Origin of the sequence: Streptomyces sp. NPDC051286 (assembly GCF_044455345.1) — a bacterium.
GTDB lineage: Bacteria > Actinomycetota > Actinomycetes > Streptomycetales > Streptomycetaceae > Streptomyces.
In genome coordinates, this window is sequence record NZ_JBITER010000011.1 from 36519 (window position 1) to 50657 (window position 14139).

Here is a 14139-nt window from a genome sequence, read left to right on the forward strand (position 1 = left end):
CAGGAGCACATGATGAGCGGCAACAAGCCGATGAAGGACCCCCTCGCCCTGCTGGACATCGCCTCGGTGCTCAGCGACGAGGAACGCGAAATCCAGGCCACGGTCGCCAAGTTCCTCGCCGACCGGGTACGCCCGCACATCGGGGAGTGGTTCGAGAACGCGCACTTCGCCCGCGAACTCGCCCCCGAACTCGGCAAGCTGGGCGTTCTCGGCATGCACCTGGAGGGGTACGGCTGCGCGGGCGTCAGCGCTGTCGGCTACGGGCTCGCCTGCCTGGAACTCGAGGCCGCCGACTCAGGCTTCCGCAGCTTCGTGTCCGTCCAGGGTTCGCTCTCGATGTACTCGATCCGGAAGTGGGGGTCCGAGGAGCAGAGGCAGGAGTGGCTGCCCCGGCTCGCCGCGGGGGAAGCCATCGGCTGCTTCGGCCTCACCGAACCCGACTTCGGCAGTGACCCGGCGGGGATGCGTACGCGTGCCGTCCGTGACGGCGGCGACTGGATCCTCAACGGCTCCAAGATGTGGATCACCAACGGCGGCATCGCCGACGTGGCCACGGTCTGGGCGCAGACCGAGGACGGCGTCCGGGGCTTCCTCGTGCCACGCGGCACGCCCGGCTTCACCACCAGCGACATCAAGCAGAAGATGTCGCTCCGGGCCTCGATCACCTCCGAGCTCCACTTCGACAACGTCCGGCTGCCGGAATCCGCCCGGCTTCCCGGGGCCCAGGGGCTGAAGGGTCCGCTCTCGTGCCTGAACGAGGCCCGGTTCGGCATCCTCTTCGGCGCAGTCGGCGCGGCCCGTGACTGCCTGCAGACGGCCATCGACTATGCGGACGCGCGCGTCCAGTTCGGCAGGCCGATCAGCGCCTTCCAGCTCACCCAGCGCAAGTTCGCCGACATGGCACTCTCCCTCGGCAATGCGGCGCTGCTCGCCCTCCACCTCGGCCGGCTCAAGGATCTCGGCACCCTCCGTCCCGAGCAGGTGAGTGCGGGCAAGCTGAACAACGTACGGGAGGCACTGGCCATCGCCCGCGAATGCCGGACCGTGCTCGGGGCCAACGGCATCTCCTTGGAGTACTCGCCGCTGCGGCACGCCAACAACCTCGAGTCGGTGCTCACGTACGAGGGCACCAGCGAGGTGCACACACTGGTCGTCGGCCAGGCCCTCACCGGTCAGGCCGCCTATCGCTGAGGCGGCTCAGTACAAGGACGCGCACCCCCTGGCACACCGGCCAGCGGCTCCGCCGCGCGGCGGAGCCAGTGCTGCTCCGCGTTAGTTCGTGGAGAGGCGTTGGTCAGGCCGCTTCTTTGAGCGGGGTGCCGTCGTAGGTCCAGCGTAAGTGCGTCCTTGGGCAGGCGGCGCCTCAGCTACGGCGACGGGGGTACGTCTTGAGGCTCGTGCACCGCCGCCGGGTCCTTCGCACGCGCCGGCCCGGGCGAACGAGGCCCTCGACGGCACGGGGTCCGGGCCCTGGTCGCTCTTGTCTCAGTCGGCCTGCTCGGAATCCCGCTCAGCCCCGTTTTCGGCAGCTTCCGGCAGCTGCCGCTCCTCATAGAAAAGGTCGTACGCGGCGGCGATGGGGTTGATCTTCGCTGGGTCGAGCTTGCCGTCCGTGAGAACCGAGGGTCCCGCTTCGATCAGGTCCTCGACGTAATGCTCCCACCCGCCAGGTGAGGAGATTTGCAGTACGCGGGGAGGCGGCTCCGAGGCGCAGAGAAGGGCATGTGGGACCCCTTGGGGCAGTAGCACGAACGTACCCTTCGTCGCCGAGTACTTCCGGTCGTCGAACTCGATCCCGAGCTCACCGTCCAGTACATAGATGCACTCGTCTGCCGCGTGGTGGATGTGCCGGGGGATGTCCCTTGCCACGATCACCTCCAACAGGGAGAACCGTCCTTGTGTGTCCTCGGTCATCGCCTTGACCGTGAACGCGGGCGGCAGGGGAATCCGGCCGGGCCGCGCCGCGTCAGGCGGAAGCAGGATGAAACGGTCGACAGGCATGACGTGAGCCCTTCCGTCGTGACATAATCCGGAAACGGATTCCGGTTCCGGATCAGGATACGGAGAGGAGCCCCAGCATTGTCAACACCATCAACTCCCGCCGCTCGCAAGCCGCGTGCCGATGCGGAACGCAATCGCCTCCGCGTCGTGGAGGCGGCACGTGCGCTGTTCGCCGAGCGCGGCGATGACGTGCAGATGCCCGAGGTGGCGCGCGCGGCCGGAGTCGGTGTCGGCACCGTCTACCGGCACTTCCCGACCCGGCACGCGCTGATCGAGGCTGCGGCCGAGCACCGATTCACGCAGATCTTGGACTTCGCACGCACGGAATGCCTGCGGCACCCAGAGGCAGGACAGGGGCTGGCCCAGTACCTGCGCCACATCGGCGAGGTGCTGGACAGTGACCGGGGGCTGTCCGCGTCGATCGAGGCGGACAGAGGATCCGCTGAGACCGCACCGAGGGGGGAGATGCGGGGACAACTCGAAAGCGCCGTCAGCGCGCTGATCGAGCAGGGGCAGGCCGCTGGCACCATCCGGGAGGACAGCACCGTCGCGGATGTCTACATGCTCGTCGGCTGCCTGTCCGCGATCATCCGAACCAACAGTGGCGACTGGCGCCGGCTCATCGACATCACCCTTGACGGGCTGCGGCCCCGCAAGTGCAACTCCGCGTAAGGTCGCGGAGTCAGGCTGGCTGGTCGCCGAGGCAGAGGTAACAGGCGCAGTCCAGGCAGTCCTCGGGACTGCCGAAGGGTAGCCCGGTGGGCAGGAGGTTGTCCTGGGCGCGGGTGTTCAGGCGCTGGCACAGGTGGGCCTGCATGGACTCGAGCGGGTTCTTCGGCACGGCCTCCATCCTGCCCGGTGTGCCGACGGACCGCCGTGATCATCGATCATGAACGTGTGCGCACGGGTGGGCGGGGCGGTAGCGGCGGTAGCGGTGACCTTGGGCGATACCGCGCGCAGGACCCTGGAACGGGCGTCCGCCTCCGCGAAGGCCCACGTCCGCCAGGTATTGCGAGCCCGGATTGTCCTCGCCGCCGCCGACGGGCTTGCCAATGCCGAGATCGCACGCGACCTGGGCATCGCGGTGAACACCGTGCGCAAGTGGCGCAGGCGCTTCGCCGAGCACGGCGCCGAGGGCCTGAAGGGCGCCGAGCGCCCGGGCCGCCCCAAGGTCTACGACGACAAGGTGCGGGTGGCGATCGCGGCCGCCGCGACCAGCGCGCCACTGCGCCCGGCCACGACCTGGACCCACCGGTCGATCGCCGAACAGATCGCGGGTATGGTCTTCGTAGCCGTCTCACCCTGCCAAGTCGGGGGAATACTGGCGGACTTGGACTTCAAACCGCACCAGGTCCGCGGCTGGCTCACCCGCCGCGACACCCCCGAGTTCTGGCAGCGAGCCGAGCACATCTGCGACCTGTAACGAGAAGGCCGCGATTGCCGCCCGCTCCCGCAAGCACCCCGGCTGCCCCACCGCCCCGGGGCGGGCAGCTCGCCAGGAGTTCGAGTACGTCCGCCACGGCACCGCTTCCCTGGTCGCCGCCATGGACGTGCGCACCGGCGAGGTCCTGACCGAAGTGATCGTCCGGAGGTCCGCGCCGCCTCCGAAAGGCGCCCAAGAAATTGGCGAGTACACGCCCATTGTCAGGGTCGTGGCGAAGGGGTTACATGGTCCCCGCACGCGGACGAAAGCGCTTTCTGTCGATCGGGAGACCCCGGTCGGCTGCCCCTTCGTTGCCCCTTTGCTGCTCCTTCGCTGCCGCTGGGAGGCTGTATGACATCGCCCCGCACCAGACGCTACTCACTCGCCGTCGCCGCTCTCGCCGCGACCGCCTCGCTTGCCGCCGCCACGTTTCCGGCTCAGGCAGCCCGCCCCTCAACCGCCCACACCCCGCTGCGAGCCCAGGCTGTGGCGGCGTACGACTTCGGACACCCGGACCCCGCCGACCCCGGTCGCGAGCAGGACATCGGGCGCTCCGGCACCACGCTCACCCTGATCAACGGCGGTTCCGCGATGCGCGTGGCCGACGAGGCGTACCCGGGCGCTTCACCCGCCCTGCAAGTACGCCAGCAGAAACCGGCCACCGTGGGCAATGACGACTGGAAGGCCGGGGCCTGGGACGCCGAGGGCATGTCGTCCCTCGGGGCCTTCCGCAGTGCCCGGGGTGCCACCGTCATGGGCTGGTTCAAGATGACGGGCGACAATCCCGCCCTCAACTCCAACACGGCCAACCCGAGCGACCGCTACAACGCGATCGGGCTGGCCGGCATACTGTCCGGAACCTCTGACGGTCACGCGGTGCGTGCGCTGCTCGAACTCATCCAGGTCAATGGCGAGTTGAAGCTGGTCGCGCTGGGGAGACGCCTGGACGGCGGCGCCTCCCAGACGTTCGCTGCCAGCGCCCCCTGGGAAGAACTGCTGCCCCGTGGTGAATGGGTCCACCTGGCCGCGACGTTCGACTTCCGCGACGGCACCCTCGCCCTCTACCGCGACGGCAAGCCCCTGGATGGCTTCTACGCCACGCCGGGCAACCCCTGGGAAATCGCCACCACGCCGGCGCCCCACCGCGCCTCGCCCACCGATCCCCGCGGCATCAAGATCGGCGGCAGCTTCCCCCAGAACACCCGGGAGAACAACGCCTGTGACTGCCGCATGGACGACCTCCTGTTCCTGGACCGTCCGGTGCCGGCCGGAGCGGTGGCGGCGGAGTACCGGCGCATGACGGGGGGCCGCTGACCGTTGTTGTCCCCGGATCGTTCTTTCCCTGCCCATTTGCCGTGCCGGCCTGAAGGGACCCACATGGCGTCACGACGTACGTACCGAAGGAATTGGGCGGCGGTGGCCGTCACCGCGGCCCTCGCCCTGGGCGGTCTTGCCGCGCCGTCCCATGCCGACGAGCCCTCCGCGGCGACAGCCGCCCTGACCGACCCCATTCCGCAGAAGCCCGTCCAGTCCACGACGGGTCTCGTCCTGCAGGAGTTCGCGAATTTCCCCAAGTTGGAACCCGTCCCGGCACCGACGGATCCGCGCCTGATGCGTCACGCACGGATCAACACCATCAATGAACTCCCCGATGGCTCCGGCCGGATGGCGACCCCCGACCTCAACGGCACCCTGTATCTCACCGACCCCGGAGCTGCGACGCGCACCTCCGGGGGCACCCCGCACCCCTACCTGGACGTCAAGGCGGCATTCCCGCACTTCTTCTCGGGCCGCGGTCTCGGTCAGGGCTTCGGGTACGCCGCATTCCACCCGGAGTTCGGAGCGAACGGGCGCTTCTACACCGTCCACACCGAGCTCGCCTCGCAGGCCACCGAGACTCCCGATCACCAGCAGGCCGGCACACCCACCTATCACGGCATTATCACTGAGTGGACCGCAGACGACCCCTCCGCCGCCGTCTTCCACGGCACCCATCGCGAGGTGCTGCGTATCGGCTTCAGCGGCCAGGTCCACGGCATTCAGCAGATCGACTTCAATCCGACGGCCAAGCCCCACGACGATGACTACGGCCTTCTCTACCTCGCGGTGGGCGACGGAGGGCAGGGTTTCGGCAACAGCGAGCCGCAGAACCTGGCGCTCCCGCACGGCAAACTTCTGCGCATCGACCCCGCGGGCCGTGACAGCGCCAACGGCCGGTACGGCATCCCCGCGTCCAACCCGTTCGTCGGTGAGCCCGGTTCGCTCGGGGAGATCTACGCGATAGGCATGCGGGACCCGCACCGTTTCAGCTGGGACGCGGGCGGCAGCCACCGTATGTATCTCGGCCACATAGGCGAGCATGCCATCGAGTCGGTGTACGAGGTCAAGGCCGGGGACAACTTCGGCTGGAGCGAGCGCGAAGGCGCCTTCGCATTCGACAAGAAGACCACAGACCCGTGCGCCCGCATCCGTCCCCTTCCCGCCGACGACGCCCAGTACGGCTACACCTACCCGGTTGCCGCCTACGACCACGACCCGGGACCCGGCTGGAACTGCCGGTCCGATGTGGGCCGCGCCATTGCCGGAGGCTTCGTCTACCGCGGCAAGGACGCGCCGGCGCTGCGCGGAAAGTACATCTTCGGTGACCTCGTGGACGGCCGGATCCTGGCCGCGGACACCCGCGACATGCACCGCGGCGCCGACCTCGCGCCGCTCGAGCAGCTGATGCTCTTCGACAAGTCCACCGGGAAGACGGTCACCATGCGCGACCTCGCCGGTGACCAACGTGTCGACCTGCGCTTCGGCTCCGACCGCAGCGGCGGCCTGTACATCGTCTCGAAGGCCAACGGCAGGGTCTGGAAGGTGACCGGGACCCGCACCTTCGCCGACTGCGAGATCGGCAACACCCCCACCACCCACACCACCGGTCCCGACAACTGGGCGCCGGTCACCCCGGCCAAGTGGGCATACACCGAGCGGGAGACGATCCTGGCCGAGCCGGGCGTCGCCCGCCCGGGACCGCGCCGCCCCTTCGAGTACGCCGTCCTGACCGCGGGCCCGCGCTACTCCTCCGTCACCGTCGAGGCGGAGGTCCGGATCGACACCCCCGTCGAGATCACCAACCGTGACGTCATACTCATCTGGGACTATCAGTCGGACACCCGATTCCAGTACGCGCACTTGTCGAGCGACAACACCATCTACCCGCACAACGGCATGTTCACCGTCAACGAAGCCGACCGGCTGCGCATCGACGACCAGTGGAACGGAACCTCCGGCGCACCTCCGGCGATCAAGGACGACGGATGGCACAAGGTGCGCCTCACCCACTGCGCCGACACCGGTGAGACCGCCGTCTACCTGGACGGCAGCCGCAACCCGCTGATCACGGCCACCGACCCGGTCTTCGCCTCGGGCCGGGTGGGCTTCGGATCCTTCGACAACGCGGGCCGCGTCCGTCACCTGAAGGTGACAGGCACTCCGGCCGGGGACTGACCTCGCGGGAGCGGGCCGAGGCCGTCGGCCCGCTCCCGCACCGTCACGGGGCCAAGCCCTCGCTCCCGCTTCCCGGCACTTTTCACAGCGCCCTGAACCCAACGGGGACCCGTTGCCGACAGCGCAGAATCATCTCCTCCCCCCCGTCAGCCCCTGCGGCCGCCGGCAGACCGGCTACGGTTCAATAGTGACCGCCTGGTCCCGCGGAACCGTGATCTTCACCGGGCCCGGGGCCGCTGGCATGCTGCGGGACGGCGGCCGTACGACAGGACAGGCAGGGCCGGTGTGATGAGGATGTTCTTCGCGCCCGAGGAGACCGAGGAATACGAGGCAGCGCGTTCGCTGCTGATCCGCCGGATGGGCCAGTGGGCCCGCGAGCACGGTGAGAGCGTGGATCCTTTCGTCGTCGAGACGGCGCTCGACTATCGCCACCGAGGTACCTCCGACGGGCGGCTGGGGCTCTGGGAGCCCCGGCACATCGAGGAGTATCTGCTGGACTGGCTGCCGCACACGGCCACCGTGCTGCCCGGCGAAGAGCCGGCGGATGCGCCCGGCACGCTTGCAGCCCTGCTGCGCTACCTCGATGCGATGGGCCTCAGCGACCCACGCGGTGCCTCGTCGGCCGACAACCTTGCTGCGGTCGAGACCCTCGCACCGCGATACGCCCCCGCCATGGCTGACCGCGGCCGCTGGGGAATGGCGAAGTTCTGGGCGGTCACCGCAGCAGAGCAGGGGATCGACGTCCAGGATCCGGCGGCGCTTCAAAGCTTCGTGGAGCAAGCTCAGCAAGGCGAGGTGCCGTACGACCAGGACGTACTGGACGAGGTGGTGCGCAACCACCTGACGCGCGGCCCGGCAGCCGTGACACGCGCCGAACCGCAGCTGCCGGTCCTGCTGCCCGTGGAGAAGGAGCTGCGTGCACGCGCCGAGACGTCCCGCGCGCTGCGGTGGCTGCGAGGGATCGCCGACTGGGCGGGCCCTGAGGGGCGCGTGCTCACCGCGACGGGCAACCTGCGCATGGCGGACGCGCGAGCCCTCGTCGCCGAGCTGGGGACAGGCGACGCGGTGGAAACGGTGCGCTCCTCCACGCAGCTGCCGCGGCTGAGGCTTGCGGTCGAGTGGGCGAAGAAGGCCCGGCTGGTACGAGTGGTCAAGGGGCGGCTCTACGCGGTCGCCAAGGCGCAGCCCCTGCTCAAGGACCCGCTCGCGCTGTGGCGGCACGCCTTCGAGACCTTCTCCGAGCTGCGCGTGCCACTCCTGGGCGCCCGCAGCGGCCGACACGCCGAGTCGATGCTCTTCGACAGCTTCGAGGACACCATGCCGGATGTTCTCAGCACCCTCTACAGCCTGCCGCACGCCATGCCCTGGCCCCGGCTGCGCGACTCGCTGCACCTGCGCTACCGCGCCGAGTACGAACTGACCGGGCACTACGCCTGGCAGAGGGAACTCGGACATGCGGATCGTGATCTGCGCACCGCATTGGACGTGCTGGAGGACCTGGGCGCGATCAAGCGGCACGAGGGCATGGCCGACCCGGTCTTCCTCGACATACTGCTCGAGGAGTCCATGCTGCCGCCCGCCGGGATGCCGCCGGAGCTCGCCGAGCTCTTCGGCGTCGTCGCCGGTGGACACGGGGAGAGCGAGGATGCCGCAGAGCGGAGCAAGGAGCAGCGGGCAGAACTGACCAATGGACCCGTCGAGTTGATCCGTCTCACCGCCCTCGGCCACGATTCCGTACGCCGTCGGCTGCTCGCCGAGGGGCGGGATGCCCCGCGCGTCGGTGAACTCGCCCACGCCCCCGCCGCCGGGCTCCTCGGGGTCATCGCCGAGCACTACGACCCGGACGCAGCCCGCACCGAACTCGCTGCCTGGGTCGCCGCCCGGGAGAGCCCTGCCGAGGCGCTGGAGAAGCTGACCGACGCGGTGCGCGCGACCCCGTTCCGTACCCGCGCCGAAGCCCTGCTGGATGCACTCGTCGACGCGTACCCGGACGGCGAGGCCCTACTGCGCGGCCTGCGCGGCGACCCGCTCCTCGGCCCCACTGCCCTGAGTGTCCTGGTGCGCCGGGAGGTCCTCGGTGCCGAGGACCTCAACGAGCCCGAGAGCCTCGTCATGGTCGCCGAGAGCCTGCTCCAGCTCCTGGAGACAGCGGGCCCCGAAGGCTTGCTCGAAATCCTGGGAGGCCAGGAAGTCTCCGCCCATAAGGCTCTTGAGGCCGCTCTCGCATCCGGTCACCCCGACCATGCGGGTCTGGCGGATCTGAGGACGGTCGCCGAGCAGGCCCGTCGGCGGCCGGCCGCCCATCTCGGCCGCAGCCATCAGCGGCGCCTACCGGGCTCAAGCGGCAGGGGCAGGGGCAGGGGCGGCAGGCGGCGACGCTGAAGCCGCCGAGAACGAGGCCGAGAAGGCAGTGAAGGCCGCGGGGCCAGGTGCCAATTACGCAGCGACGCAATCCGCGATTCCGTAAGACGGCGACCTCACGCAGCCATCGTCACTGCAGCCTTGCTGAGCGAGGCGTCGGGCGCGGGGGCCCGGTCGGCGAAGACGACAACCCGCAGTAGCGCAAACCGTCCGATCCCCGCCAGAGCGGACGCCGACAGATAGACCGTCTGCTCGACCAGGGCCGAGGGCTCGGGTCGGACGGCGTACAGGCAGAACAGTGCCCCTGTCGTGAACGCGTAGCTCACGGCGACGGTCACCCCGGACTGAAGATGGACCCCCCACCCCTTCCGCCCGCTCCGGAAGGAGACCCGCCCGTGCAATTCGGTGGCGATGACCGTCGAGACGACGGTGACCAGCGCGTTGGCAACCGCCATCGGTATCCGGTCGTTGAGCAGTACGAGTACCCCGCTGGACGCCAGCCCGACACCGCCACCACACAGGACGAACCGCACGAAGGCCGCGACGAGCGGATGAAGAGTGCGCGTCTGCGGGCGCGAAGGGGCGGTCACGAGGGGCCTCCGTAGGCTGAGTGGAACGGTGTTCCGATTCCACCCCAGAACCTACGGTCCGGGCGTCGTCCGAGCGACTGGGTTAATCCCCGACTCTGCTGGGGGTTACCCCCCAGCTGTCCCCTGGGGGAAGCCCCTGGGAATCCCCCGCCGAATTGCCGTGGGGGGACTTCAGCGGGAGACAGCGGCGGTCGCTGCCGTAGCGGCGGAGGGGGAGTCCGTCCGCTGCTGTGGCAGTGTGCCACCGGGCTCAGCGTGCGCGGACCCGCGACGACCGCAGTGCTGGATCTCGGGCGCCGAGATAGCCGAGACCACCTACACCGCCTTCACCTCCAAACCGAAGAAACAGCAGGTCACTGCCCACCTGATTATCCGCCGTGTCAAACGCCTGGGCACCGCGGACGTGCCCGATGGGCAGGGCGAGCTGTTCCCGGCGGCCGAGGTGCCCGTCTACCCCATCGCATGACAGCGGTACGCAGCACATGGCGTGACGGATGGACTTGACCTGCCGGGAACGGCGTGCGACGACGCGCCGTCATGATCGCGGCCGCCGCCCTGGCACCCTGAGCGCCTGCTCCGTGCCGGCCCCGCGCCGTGCGGACCGCCACCCCGACACGTTCCAGCCACTCGACGGCGCGCGTAGGCATCTGGCCTGCGCTTGAACGCGACGCCCCCCTCAACTGCAAGGCTGGCCGAAAAATGATCTTGCCGCAGACGCGACGATCTTGGATCGTTCGCATGGTCATGCCATCTACATGATCATGACTTCCGCATGCGAGTTGAGGAACAACTATGAAGATCAAGAATGGTTAAAAGGCCGGCATAGCCGCCGGCGCCCTGGTCGTCGCGGCTGCCACCCCGGCCCTGGCGACCATCACCTACCCGGCGGAGGGTGGCACCTGGGACCACGGAGCCGGAACGGCGATCGTGTGGTCGGACTACTACCACGGGAGCAAGTGCCACGGCTCGACCGCCGTCGGTAAGTACATCGACAGTGACGAGGCGGCCAAGGGCAGCTGGTCCTTCGCACAGGCCACCGTGGCCCTGTCGGGGAACAAGGCCTACTGCAACACCACCTGCTGATGCGGGTGGGCCTGCCCGCCTGCTGACCATGAGGTGAGCGGGTCGCCCGCGCACGCAGACGCTACGTCTCGCGCGGACGGCCCGCTGCCTGTCTGCTCTGCCCTCCCGGAGCCGCGCTCCCCAATCTCGGGTTGTTCATGCTGCACCGAAGTATCAAGTTCGTTCACGCCGCGGTGCTGGTGTTCTCCGCCGTACTCGCCTTTCTGTTCATCCGAGACCTCGACGGGCGCTGGGCCATGGGGCATTCAGCTGTCGTATGGGTGACGGATTCGAACGGTACGACCAGCGGTGCACACGTCACCCGCGTGCTGACGGAGTTCGCCGATTCCCACCGGGCGACGATCGCCCGTGAGATCCCCGATCTCAAGTCGCCGTACAGTCGTCGACACCTCTATCTCACCGCCGGCGGGCCCCGCTCCGACTGGCTGCGCGATGGCTACCCCGCGTTCGACCGCGACTACGGCACCGATGTGCACCCCGTCGCCGAACTCGGCAATCGTGATCCCCGCGGCTACTACTACGTCTTCGGACCGGACCAAGCTGCCGGCGAACTCGTCCAGGTCCTGGCGGGCCTCGGATTCGAGGCCGCGGTCTACCACCCCTACTCCATCGACCAGTTGACTCCGGTCTACAGCGGCAGCGCTCTTCTCCGTTCCTTCTTCATCGTCGCCCTGGCCGTCGTGACGATGACAGGTGCCGGCGTCATGCTCAGTGCTAAGACGTACGGGGTCCAACGGCTGCAGGGCAGAGGCTTCGGGCGGATACTCCTGCGGGACCTCCGTCAGCTGGCCATCTTCTGGATGGCCGCCCTCTTGGCCGTGACCGCCCTGGCCCTCCTGCTGCTGGCCTGGTACAACGGGCTGGCCTGGATCGGGACCTTCGCTCTCGTCGCCCTGGGGTTCGCCGCTGTGCTGGGCCTCGTCGCCTTGGCGGCCCACGCGATCGTCCTCCAGCTGACCTTCCGGACCGAGCTGCTGCGCGCCCTCAAGGGTGAACTGCCCACACGCACCGCTTCGGTGAGCACCTACCTCGTACGGATTCCTGCCCTGCTACTCGCGGTGGGTATCACCGGTGACGTCGTGCTGGCAGGCCAGAACATCATGGCCCGTGAATCAAGCATCGAGACCTACCGCGAGATCGGGGACACGACGGCGCTCGCTCTCAACGGCAGTGTCGCAAGCGAGAACGGCTTGAACGCGCTCACCGAGCAGGTGGGGGGCTGGCTGCGCCAGGCGGACAGAGACGGACAGATTCTTGTCGTCGGACACCGGCATTTCCGGAATTCGAGCAACCCGGCCGCACTCCCCGACCGTGATCTTCTTCTGGTCAACGAGTCCTACCTCGCCGCGCAGCCGGTCCTCGACGCGGGCGGCCGGCGTCTGCCCGGGACAACAGCCGACCGCTCCCGGATACGGCTGCTGGTGCCCGAGGGTCTGAGCCGGTACACCGACCGGCTCGCCGCCATGGTCCCGGAGACGTTGAACCCGAGCGAACCGGGCAAGGTCCCCGGCAAGCAGGTATCCGCTCTCAGGATCGAGAACGGGCAACGTCTCTTCACCTACAACCCCCGAGGTCGGCTGCAGAGCAGGACCAACCCCGATGCGGACGAGTCCTTCGTACAAGATCCGGTTCTCATCGTCTTTCCCGACGGGTCCCCCTACCTGAGCGACCGCGGGTACATGTCCTATGCCTCCCAGCAGAGTCTCGTCTTCAAGGACCCGGACGATGTCACGGCCGGAATCGCGAAGCACCATCTGGAGACCTACGTCACCGGCATGAGCCCGGTCGGCCAGAACGCCGCCCTCAACCTCCGGGATCTCGTCGCCGACTTCAGGCTTCAGCTCTTCAACCTGGCGGTGGCGATATCGGTCCTGCTCATTACTGGCGTCGGAGCGTGCATCGTCCACGCCCGGAAGAACGCACAGAACATCTTTGCCCGGCACATCAGCGGCTGGCGGTTCACCGTCACCCACCGCTCCCTCCTGGCCTTGGAGGGTGTCCTGGCCGTCCTTCTCGCAGTCTGGATGCCGTTCCAGATATGGCGGGAGAACCAGCAGAACATGGAGCGTGCGGCCATGGGAGCGGCGCGGCCCACTGCCCCCATCGAGATCACCGGCCTCGGCCTCACCGCCAATGCCCTACTCGTCGCCGTCGAGGTCACGGCGGTTGTCGTGGCACTGGCGGTCTTCCACCGCCGGATCGTCAAGGAAGGAGCGGCAGAAGCATGACACCGTACCGTTCTCCCGGAGCCAGCGCATGATCGAGATCGAAAACCTCAGCAAGTCCTACGGCCCCCGCACTCTCTGGTCCGGCCTCGACTTCACCGTCCAGCGCGGTCAGTTGCTTGCGCTGGTCGGCCCGAGTGGCTCCGGCAAGTCGACCCTGCTCAATTGCTTCGGACTTCTCGACAGCCCCAGTTCGGGAGCGATCCGCCACGAGGGCAAGGACATCACGGGCTTCGGCCCGGGCGCCGCCCGGCGGTACCGGCGCGATGTCCTCGGCTACCTCTTCCAGAACTACGCCCTGATCGAGAACGCGACTGTCGCCGCCAACCTCGAAGTGGCCATGAAGCCGCGCAGGAAGCGGGGGAACTCCCCGACCGTCGCCGACGCCCTCGAACGTGTCGGGCTGGACGGCCGCGAGAAGGAACAGGTCCACAGACTCAGCGGCGGCGAACAGCAGCGCGTTGCGCTGGCCCGCCTCATCGTCAAACAACCGGCCCTCGTGCTGGCCGACGAACCCACCGGCGCGCTCGACCACGACAACACCACCCTGGTGGTGGACATTCTCCGCACGATGAGTGATGACGGCTGCGCCGTGGTCATCGCCACGCACAACGACGCTGTCCGAGACCGCTGCGACACCGTACTGACTGTCGGAAGCACGACGGAACCGGAGCCCGTCAAGAAAAAGGAGCACGCATGAAGATCCGTCTCGCCTGGGCTGTCCCGCTCGGAATAGTCGTCCTTGCCGCCATCGCGGTCTTCGTGGTCTACGGCACACACGCATTCACCGTCGCCGGGCGGATCGCGGAGACGGTCTTCTGACGGCACAGGGCCTGGGTGCGCGTGTGGGGGCGAGGGCGATCCAGGGCCCGCAGCCCTATGCATCTCGGTGCGCGGCATGGTGTGGGTCCTTGGGCATGAACAGGCGGTACAGGGCGTTGTTGTCGCTCATGGCACCAGC

General features: G+C 68.4%; 13 protein-coding genes and 1 pseudogene. 11 read left to right on the forward strand and 3 right to left on the reverse strand.

The window, feature by feature from the left end:
* Window positions 1-12 precede the first annotated feature (12 nt).
* The gene (locus tag ACIBB8_RS13815; protein WP_398951669.1) at window positions 13-1191 is read left to right on the forward strand and encodes an acyl-CoA dehydrogenase family protein; all 1179 of its coding nucleotides are present in this window, start codon (window positions 13-15) and stop codon (window positions 1189-1191) included.
* Between the two features lie 294 nt (window positions 1192-1485).
* Here ACIBB8_RS13815 and ACIBB8_RS13820 read toward each other — a convergent pair whose 3' ends face one another.
* Window positions 1486-2001 carry a cupin domain-containing protein gene (locus ACIBB8_RS13820; RefSeq protein WP_398951671.1) on the reverse strand — a complete coding sequence of 172 codons (516 nt, stop codon included), beginning with the start codon at window positions 1999-2001 and terminating at the stop codon, window positions 1486-1488.
* A gap of 147 nt (window positions 2002-2148) precedes the next feature.
* On the opposite strand from ACIBB8_RS13820, the gene ACIBB8_RS13825 reads away from it, so the two are divergent.
* On the forward strand, window positions 2149-2673 hold the full coding sequence (locus tag ACIBB8_RS13825; protein ID WP_398951673.1) for a TetR/AcrR family transcriptional regulator: 525 nt from the start codon (window positions 2149-2151) through the stop codon (window positions 2671-2673).
* A 10-nt stretch (window positions 2674-2683) separates the two neighbouring features.
* Here the strand turns inward: ACIBB8_RS13825 and ACIBB8_RS13830 are convergent, their stop codons facing one another.
* The gene (locus ACIBB8_RS13830; protein ID WP_398951675.1) at window positions 2684-2842 is read right to left on the reverse strand and encodes a hypothetical protein; all 159 of its coding nucleotides are present in this window, start codon (window positions 2840-2842) and stop codon (window positions 2684-2686) included.
* A gap of 93 nt (window positions 2843-2935) precedes the next feature.
* Between ACIBB8_RS13830 and ACIBB8_RS13835 the strand changes: the two genes are divergently transcribed.
* The 4 genes from ACIBB8_RS13835 to ACIBB8_RS13850 all read left to right on the forward strand — a co-directional run bounded on the left by ACIBB8_RS13835 (window position 2936) and on the right by ACIBB8_RS13850 (window position 9301).
* Complete coding sequence (locus ACIBB8_RS13835) at window positions 2936-3424, forward strand: helix-turn-helix domain-containing protein (RefSeq protein WP_398951677.1); 489 nt, start codon at window positions 2936-2938, stop codon at window positions 3422-3424.
* A 351-nt stretch (window positions 3425-3775) separates the two neighbouring features.
* A complete protein-coding gene (locus ACIBB8_RS13840; RefSeq protein ID WP_398951679.1) occupies window positions 3776-4738 on the forward strand; it encodes a hypothetical protein in 963 nt (320 codons plus the stop codon).
* Between the two features lie 102 nt (window positions 4739-4840).
* A complete protein-coding gene (locus ACIBB8_RS13845; protein WP_398951681.1) occupies window positions 4841-6919 on the forward strand; it encodes a PQQ-dependent sugar dehydrogenase in 2079 nt (692 codons plus the stop codon).
* Between the two features lie 294 nt (window positions 6920-7213).
* A complete protein-coding gene (locus ACIBB8_RS13850) occupies window positions 7214-9301 on the forward strand; it encodes a hypothetical protein (protein ID WP_398951683.1) in 2088 nt (695 codons plus the stop codon).
* Window positions 9302-9396: 95 nt separating this feature from the next.
* Here the strand turns inward: ACIBB8_RS13850 and ACIBB8_RS13855 are convergent, their stop codons facing one another.
* Window positions 9397-9870 carry a hypothetical protein gene (locus tag ACIBB8_RS13855; RefSeq protein WP_398951686.1) on the reverse strand — a complete coding sequence of 158 codons (474 nt, stop codon included), beginning with the start codon at window positions 9868-9870 and terminating at the stop codon, window positions 9397-9399.
* Window positions 9871-10063: 193 nt separating this feature from the next.
* Between ACIBB8_RS13855 and ACIBB8_RS13860 the strand changes: the two are divergent.
* The 5 genes and pseudogenes from ACIBB8_RS13860 to ACIBB8_RS13880 all read left to right on the forward strand — a co-directional run.
* A pseudogene (locus ACIBB8_RS13860) lies at window positions 10064-10255 on the forward strand (IS1380 family transposase); the annotation flags it as partial.
* Between the two features lie 488 nt (window positions 10256-10743).
* Window positions 10744-10953, forward strand: a complete 210-nt coding sequence (locus tag ACIBB8_RS13865; RefSeq protein WP_398951955.1) for a lactococcin 972 family bacteriocin — start codon at window positions 10744-10746, stop codon at window positions 10951-10953.
* 137 nt (window positions 10954-11090) lie between these two features.
* On the forward strand, window positions 11091-13181 hold the full coding sequence (locus ACIBB8_RS13870; RefSeq protein ID WP_398951687.1) for a bacteriocin-associated integral membrane family protein: 2091 nt from the start codon (window positions 11091-11093) through the stop codon (window positions 13179-13181).
* Window positions 13182-13209: 28 nt separating this feature from the next.
* On the forward strand, window positions 13210-13878 hold the full coding sequence (locus tag ACIBB8_RS13875; protein ID WP_398951689.1) for an ABC transporter ATP-binding protein: 669 nt from the start codon (window positions 13210-13212) through the stop codon (window positions 13876-13878).
* Window positions 13875-14000 carry a hypothetical protein gene (locus ACIBB8_RS13880; RefSeq protein ID WP_398951691.1) on the forward strand — a complete coding sequence of 42 codons (126 nt, stop codon included), beginning with the start codon at window positions 13875-13877 and terminating at the stop codon, window positions 13998-14000. Before ACIBB8_RS13875 ends, ACIBB8_RS13880 begins: the two co-directional genes overlap by 4 nt.
* Window positions 14001-14139 lie beyond the last annotated feature (139 nt).